The organism is Streptomyces sp. CWNU-52B (assembly GCF_047444975.1).
In the GTDB taxonomy this organism is placed as follows: Bacteria; Actinomycetota; Actinomycetes; order Streptomycetales; family Streptomycetaceae; genus Streptomyces.
In genome coordinates this window covers 25,116-44,939 of record NZ_JBLFJV010000013.1, presented here as the reverse complement: position 1 = coordinate 44,939, position 19,824 = coordinate 25,116, and the positions used below count along the sequence as shown (strand labels likewise).

At 71.8% G+C, this 19,824-nt stretch carries 21 protein-coding genes; 10 read left to right on the top strand and 11 right to left on the bottom strand.

Translation table 11 applies throughout. The features are described from left to right. Window positions 1-20 precede the first annotated feature (20 nt). The 3 genes from ACLVWQ_RS15160 to lnt all read left to right on the top strand — a co-directional run bounded on the left by ACLVWQ_RS15160 (window position 21) and on the right by lnt (window position 2,985). Window positions 21-635, top strand: a complete 615-nt coding sequence (locus ACLVWQ_RS15160; RefSeq protein WP_414109378.1) for a TetR/AcrR family transcriptional regulator — start codon at window positions 21-23, stop codon at window positions 633-635. Window positions 636-758: 123 nt separating this feature from the next. Continuing rightward, window positions 759-1,256: a nuclear transport factor 2 family protein gene (locus tag ACLVWQ_RS15155; protein ID WP_414109158.1), complete on the top strand. Its 498-nt coding sequence runs from the start codon at window positions 759-761 to the stop codon at window positions 1,254-1,256. Between the two features lie 115 nt (window positions 1,257-1,371). Further along, window positions 1,372-2,985, top strand: coding sequence for an apolipoprotein N-acyltransferase (lnt, locus tag ACLVWQ_RS15150; protein ID WP_414109157.1), 1,614 nt, complete (start codon window positions 1,372-1,374; stop codon window positions 2,983-2,985). On the opposite strand, the gene ACLVWQ_RS15145 is transcribed toward lnt, so the two are convergent. Further along, complete coding sequence (locus ACLVWQ_RS15145; protein ID WP_414109156.1) at window positions 2,909-3,814, bottom strand: Gfo/Idh/MocA family protein; 906 nt, start codon at window positions 3,812-3,814, stop codon at window positions 2,909-2,911. The genes lnt and ACLVWQ_RS15145 overlap by 77 nt on opposite strands. Window positions 3,815-3,935: 121 nt before the next feature. On the opposite strand from ACLVWQ_RS15145, the gene ACLVWQ_RS15140 reads away from it, so the two are divergent. Beyond that, window positions 3,936-4,448: a DinB family protein gene (locus ACLVWQ_RS15140; RefSeq protein WP_414109155.1), complete on the top strand. Its 513-nt coding sequence runs from the start codon at window positions 3,936-3,938 to the stop codon at window positions 4,446-4,448. A gap of 126 nt (window positions 4,449-4,574) precedes the next feature. Then, complete coding sequence (locus ACLVWQ_RS15135; RefSeq protein ID WP_414109154.1) at window positions 4,575-5,051, top strand: hypothetical protein; 477 nt, start codon at window positions 4,575-4,577, stop codon at window positions 5,049-5,051. Between the two features lie 41 nt (window positions 5,052-5,092). On the opposite strand, the gene ACLVWQ_RS15130 is transcribed toward ACLVWQ_RS15135, so the two are convergent. From ACLVWQ_RS15130 to ACLVWQ_RS15100, 7 genes are all read right to left on the bottom strand, one after another. Continuing rightward, window positions 5,093-5,653, bottom strand: coding sequence for a hypothetical protein (locus ACLVWQ_RS15130; protein ID WP_414109153.1), 561 nt, complete (start codon window positions 5,651-5,653; stop codon window positions 5,093-5,095). A 210-nt stretch (window positions 5,654-5,863) separates the two neighbouring features. Continuing rightward, window positions 5,864-6,547 (bottom strand): uracil-DNA glycosylase, encoded by a 684-nt coding sequence (gene ung / locus ACLVWQ_RS15125; protein ID WP_414109152.1) that lies wholly within the window; start codon window positions 6,545-6,547, stop codon window positions 5,864-5,866. A gap of 97 nt (window positions 6,548-6,644) precedes the next feature. Next, the gene (locus ACLVWQ_RS15120) at window positions 6,645-8,246 is read right to left on the bottom strand and encodes an ABC transporter substrate-binding protein (RefSeq protein WP_414109151.1); all 1,602 of its coding nucleotides are present in this window, start codon (window positions 8,244-8,246) and stop codon (window positions 6,645-6,647) included. Window positions 8,247-8,544: 298 nt separating this feature from the next. Then, entirely contained in the window at window positions 8,545-9,303 is a 759-nt protein-coding gene (locus tag ACLVWQ_RS15115) for an SDR family oxidoreductase (RefSeq protein ID WP_414109150.1), read from the bottom strand. A 17-nt stretch (window positions 9,304-9,320) separates the two neighbouring features. Next, complete coding sequence (gene fabG, locus ACLVWQ_RS15110) at window positions 9,321-10,082, bottom strand: 3-oxoacyl-ACP reductase FabG (RefSeq protein ID WP_414109149.1); 762 nt, start codon at window positions 10,080-10,082, stop codon at window positions 9,321-9,323. Between the two features lie 174 nt (window positions 10,083-10,256). Next, a complete protein-coding gene (locus ACLVWQ_RS15105) occupies window positions 10,257-10,667 on the bottom strand; it encodes a DUF3037 domain-containing protein (protein ID WP_414109148.1) in 411 nt (136 codons plus the stop codon). Next, on the bottom strand, window positions 10,664-11,428 hold the full coding sequence (locus ACLVWQ_RS15100; RefSeq protein ID WP_414109147.1) for a HipA family kinase: 765 nt from the start codon (window positions 11,426-11,428) through the stop codon (window positions 10,664-10,666). The genes ACLVWQ_RS15105 and ACLVWQ_RS15100 overlap by 4 nt, the downstream gene beginning before the upstream one ends. 99 nt (window positions 11,429-11,527) lie before the next feature. Between ACLVWQ_RS15100 and ACLVWQ_RS15095 the strand changes: the two genes are divergently transcribed. Then, complete coding sequence (locus tag ACLVWQ_RS15095) at window positions 11,528-13,711, top strand: prolyl oligopeptidase family serine peptidase (RefSeq protein ID WP_414109146.1); 2,184 nt, start codon at window positions 11,528-11,530, stop codon at window positions 13,709-13,711. 146 nt (window positions 13,712-13,857) lie between these two features. Then, the gene (locus ACLVWQ_RS15090; RefSeq protein WP_414109145.1) at window positions 13,858-14,301 is read left to right on the top strand and encodes a Rieske (2Fe-2S) protein; all 444 of its coding nucleotides are present in this window, start codon (window positions 13,858-13,860) and stop codon (window positions 14,299-14,301) included. Here the strand turns inward: ACLVWQ_RS15090 and ACLVWQ_RS15085 are convergent. Then, the gene (locus ACLVWQ_RS15085; protein WP_414109143.1) at window positions 14,288-14,938 is read right to left on the bottom strand and encodes a cysteine hydrolase; all 651 of its coding nucleotides are present in this window, start codon (window positions 14,936-14,938) and stop codon (window positions 14,288-14,290) included. The two genes, ACLVWQ_RS15090 and ACLVWQ_RS15085, sit on opposite strands and share 14 nt — an antisense overlap. A 129-nt stretch (window positions 14,939-15,067) precedes the next feature. Between ACLVWQ_RS15085 and ACLVWQ_RS15080 the strand changes: the two genes are divergently transcribed. Next, the gene (locus ACLVWQ_RS15080) at window positions 15,068-15,535 is read left to right on the top strand and encodes a pyridoxamine 5'-phosphate oxidase family protein (protein WP_414109142.1); all 468 of its coding nucleotides are present in this window, start codon (window positions 15,068-15,070) and stop codon (window positions 15,533-15,535) included. A gap of 135 nt (window positions 15,536-15,670) precedes the next feature. Here the strand turns inward: ACLVWQ_RS15080 and ACLVWQ_RS15075 are convergent, their stop codons facing one another. After that, a complete protein-coding gene (locus tag ACLVWQ_RS15075) occupies window positions 15,671-16,573 on the bottom strand; it encodes a LysR family transcriptional regulator (RefSeq protein ID WP_414109140.1) in 903 nt (300 codons plus the stop codon). A 75-nt stretch (window positions 16,574-16,648) separates the two neighbouring features. On the opposite strand from ACLVWQ_RS15075, the gene ACLVWQ_RS15070 reads away from it, so the two are divergent. Next, complete coding sequence (locus tag ACLVWQ_RS15070) at window positions 16,649-17,749, top strand: DMT family transporter (RefSeq protein WP_414109139.1); 1,101 nt, start codon at window positions 16,649-16,651, stop codon at window positions 17,747-17,749. Here ACLVWQ_RS15070 and ACLVWQ_RS15065 read toward each other — a convergent pair. Next, window positions 17,740-19,071, bottom strand: a complete 1,332-nt coding sequence (locus tag ACLVWQ_RS15065) for an aminotransferase class I/II-fold pyridoxal phosphate-dependent enzyme (RefSeq protein ID WP_414109137.1) — start codon at window positions 19,069-19,071, stop codon at window positions 17,740-17,742. The two genes, ACLVWQ_RS15070 and ACLVWQ_RS15065, sit on opposite strands and share 10 nt — an antisense overlap. A 64-nt stretch (window positions 19,072-19,135) precedes the next feature. Between ACLVWQ_RS15065 and ACLVWQ_RS15060 the strand changes: the two genes are divergently transcribed. After that, window positions 19,136-19,813 carry a pyridoxamine 5'-phosphate oxidase family protein gene (locus tag ACLVWQ_RS15060; RefSeq protein ID WP_414109376.1) on the top strand — a complete coding sequence of 226 codons (678 nt, stop codon included), beginning with the start codon at window positions 19,136-19,138 and terminating at the stop codon, window positions 19,811-19,813. The last annotated feature ends 11 nt before the right edge of the window (window positions 19,814-19,824 follow it).

The following is a 19,824-nucleotide window of genomic DNA, read 5'->3' as shown; positions in this document are numbered from 1 at the left end:
AGGACCCCGTGCCCGCCCCCGTGCCCGAACGCAAGCCCCGTGCCGACGCCGTGCGCAACCAGGAAGCCGTACTCGCCGCGGCCGACCGGCTCTTCGCGCGCAGCGCCAGCCCCGAGCACGTGACCATGGCCGACATCGCGGCCGAGGCGGGCGTCGGCAAAGGGACGCTCTTCCGCGGCTTCAAGGACCGCACCGGTCTGATCCAGGCGCTCTTCGCGGCCCGGCTGGAACCGGTCCGCCGAGCCGTCGAGGACGGCCCGCGACCGCTGGGACCCGGCACCCCGCCGGCCCTGCGCGCCCCGGCCCTCCTGGACGCCCTCCTGTGCTTCAAACTCGACCACCGGCACCTCTCGCTGGCCCTGGAGGACGCGGGGACCGGCAGTCCCTACGGCGCCGGGCACTACGACTGGTGGCACGGCACGCTCCGAGGCGTCCTGGAGGAGCTGCCCGGCTTCGACGGCGGCGACTTCGCCGCCCACGCCCTGCTCGCCGCGGTACGCGCCGACCTGATCGACCACCTGTCGGTGAGCCGGAGTGCCTCTCGTGAGCGGCTGCGGGCGGAGCTGGCCACGTACGCCGCGAAGGTCCTGACCGGCCCGTACCGGACGCCGCCGGAAAGGCTCGTACAGGAGTGAGGGTCCGGCCGAGAGCCGACGCCCGCCCGGCGACGGCCGTTTCGGGCGTCCGCGCGGCACACTGCCGGTGAATATCGCCGCACGCCCCTTGGCGCGCCCCTCCCCGTGGCCAACACTGAGCCGATGACACAGCGCGTGGAACTGGCGACGGTGATGGACCGGCTCGCGGTCGACGAGGTGGTCACCGAGTACGCGGTGGCGGTCGACGACGGGAACTGGGAGGCGTACCGGCGGCTCTTCGCGCCGGACGGACGGGCCGACTACCGGTCCGCCGGCGGTGTCGAAGGTGATGCGGGGCAGATCGCCGAATGGCTGTCGAGGACCATGGAGCTGTTCCCGATACGGCAGCATCTGATCGTCAACCGGCGGGTGAGTTTCGGCCTGTCGGAACAGCATCCGGAGCAGGACGGGAACAACTCGGCCCGGGTGCGGGCCGACTACGTCAACCCGATGCGTTTCGCCGGGCAGGACGACGGGTCCACCGAGCCCGACTTCGTGTGCGGCGGCCGGTACGACTTCGTGCTGCTGCGCACGGACGACGGCTGGCGGCTGCGTGAGGTGGTCGTGCGCGAGAAGTGGCGCCGGGTCACCCCCTCGCGCCGGGCCCCCGCCGCCCACTGATCCGGACCCGACGGCCCGTCAGCTCCCGGCGGTCCTCTGCCCCCTTACGTAGATCGTCCCCGAGCACCACACTGGGATCACGCACCGTGCTCGGGGTGCTTGAGGGAGGCGCTCGATGAACCTGTCCGATCCTGGATGGCGCCGGCGCCTCGGCTCTCCTCGGTGGCGCGGCTCGGCGGCGGCACTCGCCGGTGCGCTGCCGATGCTGAGTTTTCCCGCGCCGTCCCTGTGGTGGTTCGCGTACGTCGCGCTGGTGCCGTGGATCCTGCTCGTGCGCTCCGCTCCCACGGGACGGCGGGCGGCGTACGACGGCTGGCTCGGCGGCCTCGGCTTCATGCTGGCCGTGCATCACTGGCTGCTGCCGAGTCTGCACGTCTTCACGGTCCTGATAGCCGCGCTGCTGGGCGCGCTCTGGGCTCCGTGGGGCTGGCTGGTCCGCCGGTTCCTGGCCGGCGCGCCCTCGCCCGGCCGCCTGGTCGCCGCCCTGTTCGTACTGCCGTCCGGCTGGCTGACGGTCGAACTCGTACGTTCCTGGGAGGGACTGGGCGGACCCTGGGGGCTGCTCGGATCGAGCCAGTGGGACGTGGAGCCCGCGCTGCGGCTGGCCTCGGTCGGCGGGGTGTGGCTGCTCAGCTTCCTGCTCGTGGCGGTGAACGTGGCGGTCGCCGTCCTCGTCTCGGTGCGGTCCTCCCGTCTCCCGGCCGTCGCCGGACTCCTCGCGACGGCGGTGGCCACCTCGGCGGTCTGGATCTGGTCGCCGCGCCCGGCGGAGGACGGCCGGGCCCGGATCGCCGTCGTGCAGCCCGGCGTGATCGACGGCGTCGGCGGCCCGGAGAAGCGGTTCGCGCGCGAGGAGGCACTCACCCGGGAGCTGGCCGGGCAGGACGTGGACCTCGTCGTGTGGGGCGAGAGCAGTGTCGGCTTCGACCTCGCCGACCGGCCCGACCTGGCGGACCGGCTCGCGGCGCTCTCCCGCGAGCTCGACGCCGACGTCCTGGTCAACGTGGACGCGCGCCGCTCGGACCGGCCGGGCATATACAAGAGTTCCGTGCTCGTGGGTCCGCGGGGTCCGACCGGCGACCGCTACGACAAGATGCGGCTCGTGCCCTTCGGCGAGTACGTCCCGGCGCGTGCCCTCCTCGGCTGGGCCACCTCCGTGGGCAAGGCGGCGGGCGAGGACCGGATGCGCGGCACCGAGCAGGTCGTGATGACCGTGGGCGGCGGACTGCGGGTGGGCCCGATGGTCTGCTTCGAGTCGGCGTTCCCCGACATCAGCCGGCATCTCGCGCGGGACGGCGCCGAGGTGCTGCTCGCGCAGTCGTCGACCTCCACGTTCCAGAGCAGTTGGGCCCCCGGACAGCACGCCTCGCTCGCGGCGCTGCGGGCCGCCGAGACGGGCCGGCCGATGGTCCACGCGACGCTCACCGGCGTCTCCGCGGTCTACGGTCCCAGCGGCGAGCGCGTCGGCTCCTGGCTCGGCACCGACGCGAGCGCGTCCGCCGTGTACGACGTGCCGCTGGCGCACGGCGTCACCCCGTACGCGCGGTTCGGCGAGTGGCCGGTCCCCGCGGCGCTGCTGATACTCGCCGCGCTGGGCGCCACCGAGGGCGCCCGGTCGCTGCGGGTCAGGCGGCTCGGGCAGGGCGGGCGGCTCAGGCAGGGCCCTCCGTCACCGCACGCACCACTCGCTCACACAGTTCATGGGTCGCGAGGGCGTCCCGGGCGCTGAGGACCTTGCCCGCGCGCACGGCGTCGAGGAAGGCCAGCACGATCTGTTCGACACCGCGCTGCCTGGCCACCGGCACCCAGTCGCCGCGCCGCCGTGTCGTCGGCTGCCCCTTGTGGTCGACGACCTCGGCGAGGTTGAGCACCTGACGTTTGGTGTCCTGCCCGGACACCTCCAGAATCTCCTCGGTGGAGCCGCTCAGCCGGTTCATCACGCCGAGCGCCGTGAACCCGTCACCGGCCAGCTGCAGGACGACGTGGTGCAGCAGTCCGTCCTCGACCCGGGCCCGCACGGTGACGTCGTCGTACGGTCCCGGCACCAGGAACCGCAGCGTGTCCACGACGTGGATGAAGTCGTCGAGGATCATCGTGCGGGGCTGTTCCGGCAGGCCGACCCGGTTCTTCTGCATCAGGATCAGCTCACGCGGGTGCTCGACGCACTGCGCGTACCCGGGTGCGTGACGCCGGTTGAACCCGACGGCCAGGCTGATGCCCCGCTCCTCCGCGAGCCGCACCAGACGCTCCGACTCGGCGAGTTCGTACGCGATCGGCTTGTCGACGTAGGTGGCGACGCCCGCTTCGAGCAGGCGGGCCACGATCTCGGGGTGCGCGTGCGTGGGCGCGTGCACGAACGCCGCGTCGAGGTCCTGCGCGAGCAGCCCGGACAGCTCCGTGTGCCGCTGCCCGGCCGGCAGGTGCAGGCTGTCGGCGACCCGGGTGAGGGTCGCGGGCGTCCGCGTGTGCAGATGCAGTTCGAGCCCCGGGCGGGTGGCGAGCACCGGCAGATACGCCTTCAGCGCGATGTCGCCGAGTCCGATGCAGCCGACCTTCACAGGGATCTCCTCAGGGGAACACGGGAGTGGGGGAACGCGGGAAGCATACGGCGACCGCCCGCCGGCGATCGAGGCGTGAAATGAAGTGGGGCCGAAGTCGGTCGTCAGCGATGATGCAGCCATGACGATCGAGCGCACGGAACCCGCGACGGACGCCGGTGAACGGGCCATGCTGGAGGGCTGGCTCGACTACCAGCGCGCCACCCTCGCCCTGAAGTGCGAGGGCCTGGACGACGCCCAGCTCAGGACGGCCTCGGTGCCGCCCTCCGAGCTGTCCCTGCTCGGTCTCGTCCGGCACATGGCGGACGTGGAGCGCAGCTGGTTCCGCAGGGTCCTCGCGAACGACGACGCCGGGCCGATCTACTACAGCGACGAGGACCCGGACGGCGAGTTCCATCCCGGTGGGTCGGACACCTGGGCGGAGGCGTACGCCACGTGGCAGGGCGAGATCGCGATCGCCCGCGGCAACGCCGCGCGGCTCGGCCTCGACGACCTCTCCGAGGGCAGGAGCAGATACACCGGCAAGCCCTTCAACCTGCGGTGGATCTACACCCACCTGATCGAGGAGTACGCCCGCCACAACGGCCACGCCGACCTGCTCCGTGAGCGCGTCGACGGGGTCACCGGCGACTGAGCAGGCGACCGGGTCACCGGGACCGGGTCACCGGGACCGGGTCACCGGGACCGGGCGTTCACCCGTGCGGGGCACAGTCCGCTTGTCGGCACCCCAAATCGGGGCGGACACAGCAGAGTTGCGCGGGTGCATCGAACCTCGACCACCGCAGCGCTCCTCGTCACCGTGGCCGTCTCGGCTGTCTCGGCCGCCGTCTCGGGCTGTACGACCGTCCAGCGACCGTCCGCGCCCGCACTGCCGTCCCCGCCGACACTGTCGGAGCCGCGCCCCGACAGCAGGGGCGAGCCGCAGGTGGTGCAGGCCCCGGCCCGCGAGGCCCTGGAGCTCATCGGACCGTCCCACCGCCCCCCGGCACCCGCGTCCGCGTCGGCCCGTACGCGTCCCGCGGGCCCCGCCGCCGGCCCGGCGGACCCGCCGCGGCACGCCCCCGCCGACCCTCCGCGGCGCTCGGAGTCCCGGCGGCCCGAGCACCGCCCCGTGGACCGAGGACCCGCGTCCGTGCCGTCGACGAACGCGGATGTGTGTGCCCTGGGCCGCGCGTACGGCGGCTGGCCGGCAGGCAGCCCGGAAGCGGCCATCTGCACGAACGTGTACGGCCGTTGACCCCCGTCGGCCTGGCCCTCGTCCGCCTACCCCCTGTCGGCCTAGGACTGCCGGCGCGGTGGCCCCAGTGTCTCGCCGCCCGGTCCCCTGCCCGGTCCCGGCGTGGGTTCGGGTGCCCCGTCAGGACCCGCCCGGTCCAGCCTCGACTCCAGGCGGCCGATACCGGCCCGGATCCCGTCGCCGTACGCGTCGTCGCCGAGGACGTCCACGCTGTCCCGCGCCACCCCCAGATGGCCCCGGGCCGCCTCGGAGCGGCCGAGCTTCACATAGTCGGCGGCCAGGTTGAGATGCAGGGACGGGTAGAAGGCCCGCACCGCGAGGGACCCGTGGTGCTCCGGCACCCGCGCGTCGGTCAGCTCGTCCGCCGCGGACAAGGCCCGCAGGTCCCAGGCGAGTTCGTCCGACGGGTCGTCCTGTGTGTCGGCCATGTAGTGCGCGAGCGTGCAGCGGTGGAGCGCGTCGCCCTCCTCGCCGATCTCCGCCCACAGGTCCAGGAGACGGCCCCGGGCCTCCTCGCGGTCGCCGCCGTGCAGGAGCATGGCGGCCTGCCCGATCCTGGTCATCATCGCGTCCGCCGCCGCCTGCTCCTGTTGCTCCGCCACCGCGTCGCCCTCCACCCGCTCGTCCGCCGACCGGCACGACCGCGCCCGCCGCTGCCACGTCCCCCGACGCTAACGGCAGGCACGGTCGATCGAGCTCAGGCAGCCCCGTACACCACTGGGCCACCCCGGTGACGACCGGTCGGGACCACCGGACCGGGGCCGGGATCGGGGCCGGACCACCTGGTCTCCCCCGGCACCGGCCCCGCCCCGTCAGCCCAGGTCAGGGATGCGCCAGTCGATCGGGGTGTGCCCCTGCTCGGCGACCGCCTTGTCGATCTGGGTGAAGGGCCGCGAGCCGAAGAACTTCTTCGCGGACAGCGGCGAGGGATGCGCGCCCTTGACCACGATGTGCCGCCCCTCGTCGATCAGCGGCAGCTTCTTCTGCGCGTAGTTGCCCCACAGGACGAACACCGCCGGGTCGGGCCGGTCGGCCACGGCCCGGATCACCGCGTCCGTGAACTTCTCCCAGCCCTTGCCCTTGTGCGAGTTGGCCTCTCCGGAGCGGACCGTCAGCACCGCGTTGAGCAGCAGGACACCCTGCTGGGCCCACGGCATCAGATAGCCGTTGTCCGGCACCGGGTGGCCGAGCTCCTCCTTCATCTCCTTGTAGATGTTGCGCAAGGAGGGCGGCGTCTTCACGCCGGGGCGGACCGAGAAGCACAGGCCATGGCCCTGGCCCTCGCCGTGGTACGGGTCCTGGCCGAGGACGAGCACCTTCACACGCTCGTACGCGGTTGCGTCGAGCGCGGCGAAGACCTCGTCGCGCGGCGGGTAGACGGGTCCCTTCGCGCGCTCCTCCTCGACGAACTCGGTGAGCTCCTTGAAGTAGGGCTTCTGCAGCTCTTCGCCCAGGACGCCGCGCCAGGACTCGGGCAGCATGGCGGTGTCGGTCACGTGAACTTCCTTAGATGTGCGGTCGTTTCCGGTTCCCAGAACCTACCGCCGCCCACTGACAATCGCCCCGCCGTTCCCACCGGTCGGACCGGTTCCGCTACCAGCTGGTCTTCCGCTCCAGCTCCCAGACCAGCATGATCGTCGACGGGTCGATGGACCGCTCGACGCCGGAGATCTCCTCACTGGCCGCGACGTACTGCTTGCCCTGCCACAGCGGCAGCAGCCGCGCGTCGTCCACGAGGATGTCCTGGGCCTTCTCGAACTGCCTGGCGACGTCCCCGCGGTCGCTCTCACGGCGGGACTCGGGCAGCAGCACATCGGTGATCTCGGGGGACGCGTACGGCGTACCGAGCGCGTTCTGCTCCCCCACGAACGGCGCGATGAAGTTCTCGGCGTCCGGGAAGTCGGGGAACCAGCCACGGCCGAACACGGGGTACTCGCCCTTGCGGTACCCCGCCTCGTACGTCTTCCAGGGGCGGCCCTTGATGGTGACGCTGAACAGGCCGGTCGCGTTGAGCTGCCGCCTGAGCTCCTCGAACTCCGGTTTCGTCGTGGAGCCGTACCGGTCCGTCGTGTACCAGAGGGTGAGCGGCACCCGTTCGGCGATGCCCGCCTCCAGGAGGATCTGCCGGGCCTTGGACGTACTGGGACCGCCGTAGTCGTCGAAGAAGCCCGTGGTGTGACCGGCCAGTCCGCGCGGGACCATGGAGTACAGGGGCTCGACGGTGTCCTTGTAGATGGTGTGGGCGAGGGTCGGCCGGTCGACGACCTGCGCGACGGCCTTGCGGACCGCGGCCTTCTTCGCCCATGGATCCTTGGGGTTGAAGACCAGGTAGCGGATCTCGGTGCCCGCGCCCTCCACCAGCTGGATGTCGTTCTCCTCCTGCCGGGCGTCGAGGGCGACGATGTCCTCGGCCGCGAGTCCCCGCAGCGTGACGTCGATCTTCCCGTTCTTCAGCGCGTCGACCAGCTCGTCCGAGCCCTGGAAGTACCGGATGGTGACGGCGCCGTTCTTGCGGTCGGCGAAGCCCTTGTACTCGTCGTTGCGGACGAGCCGGGCTTCCTGTCCCTCTTCGTAGGAGCTCAGGCGGTACGGCCCCGATCCGGTGACCTTGCCGTCCTCGCGCAGGGCGTCGGCCGGGTACTCCTCGGGGTCGACGATCGACATGGCCGGTGTGGCGAGCACGAACGGGAACGTGGCGTCGGGCTTGTGGAGGTGGAAGACGACCTCGCGCTCCCCCTTCGTCTCGACCCGTTCCAGACTGCCGAGGAGCCCCGCGGGGCCACCGTCCACGGCGATCTTCCGGATGCGGTCGATGGAGTGCTTCACCGCTTCGGCGTCGAGACCGTGCCCGTCGGAGAAGGACATCCCCTCCCGCAGGACGCAGCTGTACGTGCGCTTCGAGGCGTCGGTGAAGCGGCAGCGCTCGGCGGCGTCCGGCTCGGGCGCGGACGCGCCGGCGGGGTAGCTGAGGAGGGTCTGGTAGATGTTGCGGAACAGCTCCCAGGAGCCGTCCCAGGACGCGGCGGGGTCGAGGGTGCTGGGCGCGCTGGTCGTGCCCACGACGATCGGGCCCTCCCCCTCGGAGTCGTCCGAGGAGAGCACTCCGCACCCGGCGACCAGGGATCCGGCGATCAGGGATATGGACGCGAGCACCGACACGTTCACGTTCCGCAGAGACCGGTTCCGCTTCAACACGCGCACGCTCCTCGATGTGCCTGCCCTGCCACGGTGGGCGAGACCATATCGCAGCGCCCCGCCGTCGACCTGGGCCAACGACAGGGCACTTGACGTGCACGAACATCATCTGTGCGATATCTGCGCGATTATTTTCGGCTCTGCGGTTCTTGTTTGGAATCTGTGCGGAACATATCCGTCAACGGACGAATTTTCCGAGCGTGAGTCCTGTGAAAAGCCCGTGTACGACACAGCGTTTAAATCGCCGAATTCCGTGCCGCGCAAGGCGCCGCTCAGCGGCCGGCCGCCGCGACAGCGCCTAGGACACGCCCGCGTTGAGGAAGATGCCGCCGTCGACCACGAGCGTCTGCCCGGTGATCCAGTCCGACTGCTCCGAGGTGAGGAACGCGGCGGCGCCCCCGATGTCCGACGGCACCCCGAGCCTGCCGAGCGGGTACGCCGCGGCCACCTCCGCCTCGCGGCCCTCGTACAGGGCCTGCGCGAACTTGGTCTTGACCACGGCCGGCGCGATCGCGTTGACCCGCACCAGGGGTGCGAACTCGTGCCCCAGCTGAAGGGTCAGGTTGACCATGGCGGCCTTGCTCATGCCGTACGCCCCGATGAACGGCGAGGCCGAGACACCCGCGAGGGAGGCGATGTTGACGATCGCGCCGCCGTTCGCGCTCTGCCACGCCTTCCACGTCCGCTGGGCGAACCCGAGCGCGGAGACGACGTTGGTCTCGAACACCTTCCGCGCCACGTTGAGGTCGAGGTCGGCCATCGGTCCGAACACCGGGTTCGTACCGGCGTTGTTGATCAGGAAGTCGACGCGGCCGAACGCCTCCATGGTGCGCTCGACGGCGACGGCCTGGTGCGCCTCGTCGTGGGCCTTGCCCGCGACCCCGATCACGCGGTCGGCGCCGAGCTGCTCGACGGCCTCCTTCAGCGCGTCCTCGTTGCGGCCGGTGATGCACACCCGGTCGCCGCGGGCCAGCAGCGCCTCGGCGATGCCGTAGCCGATGCCACGGCTGGCGCCGGTGACGAGGGCGACCTTGCCCGAGAGTTCCACAGTGGTCATGTCCCTTGTCCCCAGTCCTAGTTGAGCGGTCCGCCGGCCACGTACAGCACCTGGCCGGAGACGAATCCGGCGTCGTCGCCGGTGAAGAAGGCGATCGCGTTGGCGATGTCGTCCGGGTTGCCCACACGCTGGACCGGGATCTGGGTGGCGGCCGCGGCCTTGAACTCCTCGAAGCCCATGCCGACCCGCTCGGCGGTGGCCGCGGTCATGTCGGTCGCGATGAAGCCGGGCGCCACGGCGTTCGCGGTGACACCGAACTTGCCGAGCTCGAACGCGAGGGTCTTGGTGAAGCCCTGCAGACCGGCCTTGGCGGCGGAGTAGTTGACCTGGCCGCGGTTGCCGAGCGCCGAGGACGAGGAGAGGTTGACGACCCGGCCGAACTTCGCTTCCACCATGTACTTCTGGACGGCCCGCGTCACCAGGAAGGAGCCGCGCAGGTGCACGTTCAGGACCGTGTCCCAGTCGGACACGCTCATCTTGAACAGCAGGTTGTCGCGGAGCACGCCCGCATTGTTCACCAGGATCGTCGGCGCGCCGAGCTCCTGGGCGACCCGCGCCACGGCGGCCTCGACCTGCGCCTCGTCGGAGACGTCGCAGCCCACCGCGATCGCCTTGCCACCGGCGGCGGTGATCTTCTCCACGGTGTCCTTGCACGCGGCCTCGTCGAGGTCGATCACCGCGACGGCACGGCCCTCGGCGGCCAGTCGTACGGCGGTCGCGGCGCCGATGCCGCGCGCGGCACCGGTGACTACGGCGACGCGCTGCTCAGTGGTGGACATTCCTGGTCTCCTCGCCCTTGGGGAAGCGGTCCACCCCTCCGGTGAGCGACCGCTTAGTACCTTCAGCAGACCAGACGCTAGAAGCCTTGGCACCCAGTGTCAACGGCTAACCACGGCCATGTGATCCATTACCTGGCGCGCCGGTGATCCCTCACCTGACCAGCGGCTGATCCACTACGTGACCAGCAGGTCGAGCAACCGTGCGAGCTCGGCCCCGGGATCCGCCGTGAGACCGGTGTGGACGGGCCCCGGCTGCACGATCGTGGAGCGGGGTGCGATCAGCCAGCGAAAGCGCCGCCCCGCGTCGTCGCCCGCGGCCTGCCCGGCGGCCGCGCCCCCGGCACAGATCCTCTCGACGGCCCGCAGGGCGTCCCGCACGGCCGCCGCGTCCGCCGCCGGGTCCAGGGCGAGCAGCTTGGTCTCGTCGAGGTGGGTCCGCGCGGCCACGAAGGTCTTCGCACGGCAGTACACGAGCACCCCCGCGTTGAAGCACTCCCCGCGCTCGACGCGCGGCACGACCCGCAGCAGCGCGTACTCGTAGACGTCACGGACGTCGCGGCTGTCCTGTCCTGCGCGCTCGCTCACTTCGGCCCCTCCTGGACACGGATGCGCTCGTGGACGGTGGCGGCCCGCGCGAGGAGCGGCTCCGCGTACGCGCGCCGGAGCGCGTCGGCGGAGTCGAACCCAGGTTCACCCGTCAGCCACTCCTCGGGGATCTCGGCGGTCACGTCGGCGAGCAGTTCCTCGGTGACACGCGGCCCCAACTCCTCGGCGGCGGCCGAGATGTCGGGGGTGAAGGGTGCGAGCGCGTGGTCCGTGGCGTCGTACGGCTTGGCGGCGGAGACCTGTACGCCGGGCCAGTTGTGGTGCCAGATCATGGTGGCGCCGTGGTCGATGAGCCACAGGTCGCCGCCTCGCATCAGCATGTTGGGGTTCCGCCACGACCGGTCTACATTGTTGACCAGCGCGTCGAACCAGACGACCTTCCCGGCCTCTTCGGGGCTCACCCGGTGCGCGAGGGAGTCGAAGCCGATCGCCCGGGAGAGGAAGTCCGTCCCGAGGTTGGGCCCGCCGCTCGACTTGAGCAACTCCTGTACCTGCTGGTCCGGTTCGCCCAGTCCGATGACCGGATCGAGCCCGATCACGACCAGTTCCGGTACGCGCAGGCCCAGGCGGCGGGCGAGGCCGCCGCAGACCACCTCCGCGACGAGGGTCTTTCTCCCCTGCCCGGCGCCGGAGAACTTCATGACATACGTTCGGAGATCGTCCGCCTCGACGAGCCCCGGCAGCGAGCCGCCTTCACGCATGGGCGTGATGTAGCGGGTCGCGCTGACTTGCTTGAGCATCGCCCCAGGTTACTGGGGCGTTCCCCGTCCACCGACACGTCCACCGGCACGTCCGTCGACACATCCACCGACACATCCACCGACACGAAGGGATCACCCGTGACCGCAGAGGACCTGCCCCTGCAGTTCGCCCGCACCAAGCGCTTCTCCCTCGGTGTGCCGCGCGGCTTCACCGTCTCGCCCGACGGCGACCGCGTGCTGTTCCTGCGCACCGAGAACGGCCGCTCCACCACGAGCCTGCTCTGGCTCTACGAGAACGGCGGGGAACGGCTGCTCGCGGACCCGCGCTCGCTCGGCGGGAACGACGCGACCGACGAGACCGACGCGAACGGCGAGGTCCCCGAGGCCGAGCGGATCCGCCGGGAACGGGCCCGCGAGTCGAGCACCGGAATCGTCTCGTACGCCACCGACGCGGCCGCCCGTCTGGTCGCGTTCGCGCTCTCGGGCGCCCTGTGGGTCCTGCGCACGGACGAGGGCACCCCCCGCCGGATCGCCACGGCGGGCCTGGCCGTCACTCCGCGCCCCAGTCCCGACGGCACCCACATCGCGTACGTCAGCGAGGGTGCCCTGCGTGTCGTGCGCGTTGACGGCACCGGCGACCGCGCGCTGGCCGAGCCGGAGGGCCCGGAGGTCACGTACGGGCTCCCGGACCACGTGTCGGCCGAGTCGGTGGACCGGGCGGGGTCCTTCTGGTGGTCCCCGGAAGGTGACGCGCTGCTGGTGGTCCGGGTCGACGACACGCCGGTCCAGCAGTGGTACATCAGCGACCCGACGTACCCCGAGCGTCCGCCGCGCGCCGTCCGCTACCCGGCCGCGGGCACGGCCAACCCGTGGCTGTCCCTGCACATCGTGGGCCTGGACGGCGCCCGCGTCGACGTGGCACTCCCCAAGGAGGCCGAGTCCCACCCCGGCGGCGAGTGGACCGACCCGGCCTTCGAGTACATCGCGTACGCCGACTGGGGCGAGCGCGGACCCGTCGCCCTCGTACAGACCCGGGACCAGCGGTCGGCGTATCTGCTGGACCTCGACCCGGCGACCGGGGCGACCTCGACGCTGCACCACCTCACGGACCCCGCCTGGCTGGAGTTCGTCCCCGGAACACCCGTCTCCACCCCGGGCACCGGTTTCGTCCTCACCACCCAGGAGGGCTCCCGAGGACTGCTGATGGCAGCGACCGGCGTGCGGACACCGGAGGGCATGTACGTCCACGAACTGCTCGGGACGGCGGGCGACCGGCTCTATTTCATGGCCGCCGAGGAGCCGACCGAGGCACACGTCTGGTCGTACGACGCCGAACACGGCTTCACCCGGCTGACCGACGAACCGGGCGTGCACCACGGCGCCGTCGGCGGCGGCACCGTCGTGCTGGACAGCTCGACGCTCGACGGGCGGACGGTGACGGTGCTGCGGGACGGCGCCCCTGCCGGGCGGATCCAGGTGCTGGCCGAGCAGCCGGTGACCCGGCCGCGCCCGCGCTTCCTGACGCTCGGCGAGCGCGAACTGCGCGCGGCGCTGTACCTCCCCCGGTCGCACGAACCGGAGTCCCACCACCCGGAGGCGTACGAGCCCAGGTCGCAGGGGCCCGGCGCGGAGCGCCTGCCCGTCATCGTCCACTCGTACTCCGGGCCGGGCATGCTGACAGTGGTGAAGGCGGCCATGTGGCACCACGCCGTGAACCAGTGGTTCGCCGACCAGGGCTTCGCCGTCCTGTCGGTCGACGGGCGCGGCACCCCGGGGCGCGACCGGGCCTGGGAGACGGCCGTCCACGGCGACCAGCTGACCCCGGTGATCGAGGACCAGGCCGACGCCGTACGCGCGGCGGCGGAGCTCTTCCCGGAGCTGGACACGGGCCGGGTGGCCATCCGCGGCTGGTCCTTCGGCGGTTATCTGGCGGCCGGGGCCGTGCTGCACCGGCCCGATGTGTTCCACGCGGCCGTCGCGGGCGCGGCACCCACCGACATGCGGCTGTACGACACGCACTGGAAGGAGCGGTTCCTCGGGCACCCCGACGTGCAGCCGGACCACTACGATCGGTCCTCCCTGGTGGCGCACGCCCACAAGCTCACGCGCCCCTTGATGCTCGTCCACGGGACGGTCGACGACAATGTGGCACCCGCACACATGCTGCGGTTCTCCGCGGCGCTGCTCGCGGCGGGCCGGCCGCACACCGTGCTCCCGCTCGCGGGCGCGACCCACCTGGTGACACAGGAAGGCGTGATAGACACCCTGCTCCGAATGGATCTCGATTTCATCAAGAAGTCGCTCGATCTCCGGACCCTCTGAACCACCCGGGTGACGTGCCCGTACCCCTTGTCGGATCGACGCACATCCACGCAAAAACGCGCCCACGTACGTGCGCGCTCGCACCATCACGCATTCACGCATACGCACATCCGTACGTCTGCACATCTGTGGAAGGGACCGCCACTATGTCCAGCGAATCACTTCAGCCCGCGCCGGCACTCTGTCGTCGCACCGTCCTGGCGGCACTGGGCGGCGTCGGTATCGCCGCCGCGCTGACCGCGTGCGGGGCCTCCGACGACGACTCGTCCGGCTCGTCCGATGCCTCGACCGGCTCCGCGGGCGGTGGGGCCCTGGCCAAGACCACCGACATTCCCGAGGGCGGCGGGAAGGTCTTCGCGGACCAGTCCGTGGTGGTGACCCAGCCGACGGCCGGGGAGTTCAAGGCCTTCTCGACGGTGTGCCCGCACCAGAAGCAGCGCGTGAACAGCGTGGCCGACGGCCTCATCACCTGCCCGGCCCACGGCAGTCAGTTCAGCGTCACGGACGGCAGCGTCGAGAAGGGCCCCGCGACCGCCGGACTGACCGCCGCGAAGATCACCGTGAGCGGGGACTCCATCACGCTCGCCTGACCCGGCGGGGCCGTTCGAGGCAGGCCAGCACGTCGTCCGTGGTGGTGACGGTGGCCACCAGGGCGAGCGTGTTGCGGATCATCGCGGGGGTGTAGTCCGAGGGCACACCCGCGATGGCGTCCCTGGGGACCACGGCGGTGTAGCCGCGGTTCACGGCGTCGAACACCGTGTTGGGCACGGCCACGTTGGCGGAGACGCCGGTCACGACGAGCGTGCGGCAGCCCAGGTTGCGCAGCAGCGCGTCGACGTCGGTGCCTGCCAGGGGCGACAGCCCGTGCAGGCGACGTACGACGAGGTCCTGCGCGGCGACCTCGACGGGCGGCGCGACGCGGACCGCCGTACTGCCCGCCAACTGCTGCACCGGCAGGCGTTCGGCGGCGCGGAAGAGCCGGGCGTTGTGGTTCGCGCCGCGGCCGTCCGGGCGGCGCTCGGCGACCGCGTGCATCACCTGTACGCCGCTCTCGTGGGCGGCGTCCACCAGGCGGGCGATCCGGCTCAGCGCTCCCGACGCGCGGGCCTCCCGGGCGAGTTCGGGCAGCGCGCTGTCCGGGCCGACGACACCCTGCTGACACTCGACGGTCAGGAGCACGGTGGTCGTGGGGTCGAGGAGTTCTCTGAGCTCTTCGTACGACGGCATGGCGTCCCCCTGTCGTGAGCGGTCCCGCGGTTCTCCGGGCGCCGGGGCGGGCGAGCGTAGCCACCATTGCGTGCGGACGGAAGACGGCCCATGATTTTCTGACCCGTTGTCAGAGAAAGAGGGAACCGTATGGCCGCCACTCAGCGCCGGGGACGGAAGATCATGATGTCGCCCGACGAGCTGGACGAGTTCCTGACCACCCAGCGCACCTGCCGCGTCGCGACCGTCTCCGCGGACGGCGCTCCGCATGTCAGCACCCTCTGGTTCGTCTGGGACGGCACGTCGCTCTGGCTGTACTCGATCACCCGCAGCAAACGATGGGCCGACCTGCGCCGCGATCCGCGGGTGGCCGTGGTGGTCGACGCGGGCGAGGAGTACGGCGAGCTGCGGGGCGTCGAGGTGTCGGGCTCGGTCGAGTTCGTCGGCGAGGTGCCGCGCACGGGCGAACCGCACCCCGAACTCGACGCGGTGGAGCGGTTGTTCGCGCACAAGAACTTCGGCCTGGAGGAGATGCCGCACGACGGCAGGCACGCCTGGATGCGGCTGACGCCGGAGTCGACGGCTTCATGGGACTTCCGCAAGCTCGCCGGCCTGTGACGGAGGAGGGGTGACGTACAACGGGGGCGTGGCGCGTGGGCGCCGCGCTCCTGGCTCACGGGTACGCCCCTCGTGTCACCCACCCATGCATCCGTGCATCCGTGCCCCGCGTCGCCACCCGGGGCACAGCCCGGGTCACTCGTGCGCCGAGCCCGCCGTCCGCAGCGCCTGCGCCACCGCCCTGATCGACGGGCGGCGGTCGGCGTCCGCCCGCCACACGCCGTACACATGCCTGGTGACGAGGTGCCGCACCGGGACCGTCCGCACGCCCGCGGGCACCGGGCCGCGCCCGAGTCTGGGCGCGACACACACACCGAGCCCGGCCGCGACCAGCGCGAGCTGCGTGTGGTGCTCCCCCGCGCGGTGGGCTATCACCGGCTCGATGCCCTTGCCGCGCAGCGTGAAGAGCAGCCACTCGTGACAGAACTCGCCCTCCTCCCAGGCGATCCACTCGTCGTCGGCGAAGTCCGCCAGGTCCACCTCCGTACGATCCGCGTGGCGGTGTCCCGCGGGCATCGCCACGTCGACGGGGTCGTCCAGGAGCGAGGCCTTGACCAGCCCCTCGGGCATGGGCAACGGCTTGTTGTACCAGTCGAGGACCACCGCCAGATCGATGTCGCCGCGCAGCACCCCGGCGACCCCGTCCTCCGGCTCCAACTCGCGTGAGCGGACGCGCAGTCCGGGATGTTCGGCGCGCAGTGCGGCCAGGGCCACGGGGAACAGCCCGCGCGCCGCCGTCGGGAACGCGGACAGCCGCAGTTCCCCCACGACCTGCCCGCGCTGCGCCTCCAGATCCGACTGGGCCAGCTCGACCTGGGACAGGATGCGCGCGGCGTGGTCGGCGAGCAGCCGTCCGGCGTCGGTGAGCCGCACGCCCCGACCGTTCTTGGCGAGCAGTTGCTGGCCCACTTCCCGCTCCAGCTTGGACATCTGCTGGGAGACGGCCGACGTCGTCACATGCAGCCCGTCGGCCGCGCCGCTGACCGACCCGTGGCGGGCGAGGGCGTCGAGAGTGCGCAGGCGTTCCAGGCTCAACATGTAAGCGATTCTACGAGATACCCGGCGCAAAATCTCGCTTGTCCTACGAGGTCGCCCTCCGTCATCGTGAGACACATGAGCGCCCCGACCGAGCCCCGCACCTCCCCCGCTTCCCCTTCCCCTTCCCCTTCCCCTTCCCCTTCCTCTCCCTCTTCCCCTCCCAGCTCCCCGCGCGTCTCCCCAGCCGACGCCTCGCCCGGTGGCGCCGGGGACCGGTCCAGGTCCCGGTCCAGGCCGGCTCTCGACTGGCGGCTCCGCTTCGGCGCCCTGTCCCTCGTCTGGGGTTTCAGCTTCCTCCTGATCAAGGTGGGCACGGACGGCTACGCGCCTTTCCAAGTGACGCTCGGCCGACTGCTGTTCGGCACGCTGGTGCTCGCCGCCGCGATGGTCTGGAAGCGTGAGCGCCTGCCGCGCGGAGTGCGCACCTGGGGGCATCTGACGGTCGCGGCCTTCTTCCTCAACGCCCTGCCGTTCTCCCTGTTCGCCTACTCCGAGCTCACGATCCCGTCCACGCTCGCGGGGATCTGCAACGCGACCTCACCCCTGTGGGGCATGGCCCTGTCGATGGTCGCCCTCTCCGAGGACCGGCCCACCCGCCGCCGGGTGGCCGGCCTCGGCATCGGGTTCCTCGGCGTACTCACGGTGCTCGGTGCCTGGCAGGGCTTCCACGGCCTGGACGCCGCGGGCACCTCGCTGGCGCTGCTGGCCTCGCTCAGCTACCCGATCGGCTGGATCTACGTACGCCGCACGCTGGCCGGCTCCAGCCATTCCAACCTCTCCCTGACCGGGACGCAGTTGTTGCTCGCGACGGTGCAACTGGCCGTCGTCACACCACTGTTCACCTCGGCGCCGACCCGCTTCGCGCTCGTGCCGCTGCTCGCGGTGATCGCGCTGGGCGCCCTCGGCACGGGTTTCGCCATGCTCATCCAGTACGGCCTGGTCTCCGAGGTCGGCCCGACCACGGCCCAGACGGTCACGTACTTCATCCCCGTCATCGCCACCGCGGCGGGCGTGGCGATCCTCGGCGAGTCGCTGACCTGGTCGACACCGGTGGGCGCCGTCGTCGTACTGGCGGGCGCGGCGCTCACCCAGTCCCGGCCCAGGTCGTCACCGACCGGGGTGCCTCTGCCGAAGCCGTCCCCCTCCGGCCCGTCGTCGGCGGCGGATCAGACGTAACGCCGGGCGGGCGCCGGTCCCACGGCCGCGGCGATCGCCTCCGCCACCGCCCCGGCCTCGTCCGGGCCGAGGGTCGAGACGGTGATCCGCAGTCCGGGCGGCGCGCTCATCCGGAAGCGGGCACCCGGCGCCACGGCCCAGCCGGAGTGCAGCAGCCGCGCGACGGCCCCGGTCTCGTCCGGGACGGGCACCCACACGTTCATGCCGCTGCGCCCGTACGCCTCGATGCCGCGCTCCGCGAGCGCGCCGATCAGCGCGTCCCGGCGCCGCCGGTAGGTCAGCGCCACGGCCCGGGTGTCCACCGCCTCGCTCGACCACAGCCGTACCACGGCCCGCTGGAGCAGCCGGCTCACCCAGCCGGGGCCCAGCCGCTGCCGCCCCTGGACCCGGTCCATGGTGACGGCGTCGCCGGTGAGCACCGCGAGGCGCAGATCGGGCCCGTACGCCTTGGCCGCCGAGCGCGTGAACGCCCAGTGCCGGGTCGTACCGGCCAGCGGACACAGCGGCAGGTCGACGATGCGATGCCCGTGGTCGTCCTCGATGAGCAGGGTCTGCGGATACTTCCCCAGCACGGCGCGCAGTTCACGCGCGCGTGCGGCGCTCAGTGCGGCGCCGGTCGGGTTCTGCGCCCGGTCCGTGACGATCAGCGCCCGCGCCCCGGCGTCCAGCGCGGCCCGTACGCCGTCGGGCAGCGGGCCCTCCGGGTCGACGCCGACGGGAACGGCCCGCAGCCCGAGGGCCGGGACCAGGTCGAGCACGCTGTGCCAGCCGGGATCCTCCACGGCGACCGTGTCACCGGGCCGCAGATGCGCGGCCAGTACCCGCTCGATGGCGTCGAGGGACCCCGAGGTGACCACGACCGGCCCGTCCGGTACCCCGTCCGCGTCCAGGTCCGCGCGGGCGAGCCGCGCCAGGTCCGGTTCCACGGCGGCCTCTCCGTAGAGCCCCGGCGCACGGTCCGAGATCTCCGCGGCCGCCGTGAACGCCTCGACGAGCGAGGGCAGCAGCGCCGGGTCCGGGTTGCCGTCGGACAGGTTCCGTACGCCCGGAGGGACCTCCAGACGGGACAGCTCGCGTGCGGTCGTCACCGGCTTGGAGCGGACGCGGCTGCCGCGCCGGCCCGCGGTCTCGATGACCCCGCGTTCGCGCAGCGTGCGATAGGCGGCCGCGACGGTGTTGGGATTCACCTCAAGTCGGGTCGCCAACTCCCGCATCGGTGGCAGCAATTGACCGGGCTCCAGCTCTCCGGAACCCACCGCGCGCTCGACACTGGCCGCGATCTCGGCTGCGCGTCGCCCTTCGATCCGATACTCTCCTAGCACAAAGCAGAGTATGCACTAGTGCAATACACCGCGCAAGGTGGACACGACCGACCTGGAGAGCCTCATGACCGAGACGGCCGCCCCGAGCCCCGCCGCCTACACCCCGACCGACCGCACCGTCCCCGCCCGCTCCCGGGAACGCGCCGCGTACGACCACGAGCAGGTCCACTCGATCCTCGACGAGGGATACGTGTGCCATCTCGGGTTCGTCCGGGACGGACTGCCGGTCGTGCTGCCCACGCTGTACGCACGGGTCGGCGAGCGGCTCTACGTGCACGGCTCGACGGGTTCACGCCCGCTGCGGATGGCCGGGCAGACCGACCCCGGCCTGCCGGTCTGCCTCACGGTCACACACGTCGACGGGCTGGTGCTGGCCCGCTCCGCCTTCCACCACTCGCTCAACTACCGCTCGGTGGTGGTGCACGCGGTGGCGCGCCAGGTGACCGACCCGGACGAGAAGCGGGAGGCCCTGGACGCGCTGGTCGACCACGTGGTGCCCGGCCGCTCCGCCGACTCCCGGCCCGCCAACACCAAGGAGCTGGCGGCCACCACCGTGCTGCGCCTCGACCTCGACGAGGTCTCGGCCAAGGTGCGCACCGGCGGCCCGAACGACGAGCCCGAGGACCTCGGCCTGCCCCACTGGACCGGAGTCCTCCCCCTGCGCACGAGCCACGGGACCCCCGTGCCCGCGGACGACCTGGCTCCCGGCATCGAGGTCCCCGACTACCTCACGGCTCTCTGAGGCTCACGATC

Bases quoted from the DNA above. Each gene is read 5' to 3' on its own strand.
- ACLVWQ_RS15155 (WP_414109158.1), top strand. From the start codon at position 759: ATGACACAGCGCGTGGAACTGGCGACGGTGATGGACCGGCTCGCGGTC.
- lnt (WP_414109157.1), top strand. From the start codon at position 1,372: ATGAACCTGTCCGATCCTGGATGGCGCCGGCGCCTCGGCTCTCCTCGG.
- ACLVWQ_RS15140 (WP_414109155.1), top strand. From the start codon at position 3,936: ATGACGATCGAGCGCACGGAACCCGCGACGGACGCCGGTGAACGGGCC.
- ACLVWQ_RS15115 (WP_414109150.1), bottom strand. From the start codon at position 9,303: ATGACCACTGTGGAACTCTCGGGCAAGGTCGCCCTCGTCACCGGCGCC.
- fabG (WP_414109149.1), bottom strand. From the start codon at position 10,082: ATGTCCACCACTGAGCAGCGCGTCGCCGTAGTCACCGGTGCCGCGCGC.
- ACLVWQ_RS15100 (WP_414109147.1), bottom strand. From the start codon at position 11,428: ATGCTCAAGCAAGTCAGCGCGACCCGCTACATCACGCCCATGCGTGAA.
- ACLVWQ_RS15090 (WP_414109145.1), top strand. From the start codon at position 13,858: ATGTCCAGCGAATCACTTCAGCCCGCGCCGGCACTCTGTCGTCGCACC.
- ACLVWQ_RS15085 (WP_414109143.1), bottom strand. From the start codon at position 14,938: ATGCCGTCGTACGAAGAGCTCAGAGAACTCCTCGACCCCACGACCACC.
- ACLVWQ_RS15080 (WP_414109142.1), top strand. From the start codon at position 15,068: ATGGCCGCCACTCAGCGCCGGGGACGGAAGATCATGATGTCGCCCGAC.
- ACLVWQ_RS15075 (WP_414109140.1), bottom strand. From the start codon at position 16,573: ATGTTGAGCCTGGAACGCCTGCGCACTCTCGACGCCCTCGCCCGCCAC.
- ACLVWQ_RS15070 (WP_414109139.1), top strand. From the start codon at position 16,649: ATGAGCGCCCCGACCGAGCCCCGCACCTCCCCCGCTTCCCCTTCCCCT.
- ACLVWQ_RS15060 (WP_414109376.1), top strand. From the start codon at position 19,136: ATGACCGAGACGGCCGCCCCGAGCCCCGCCGCCTACACCCCGACCGAC.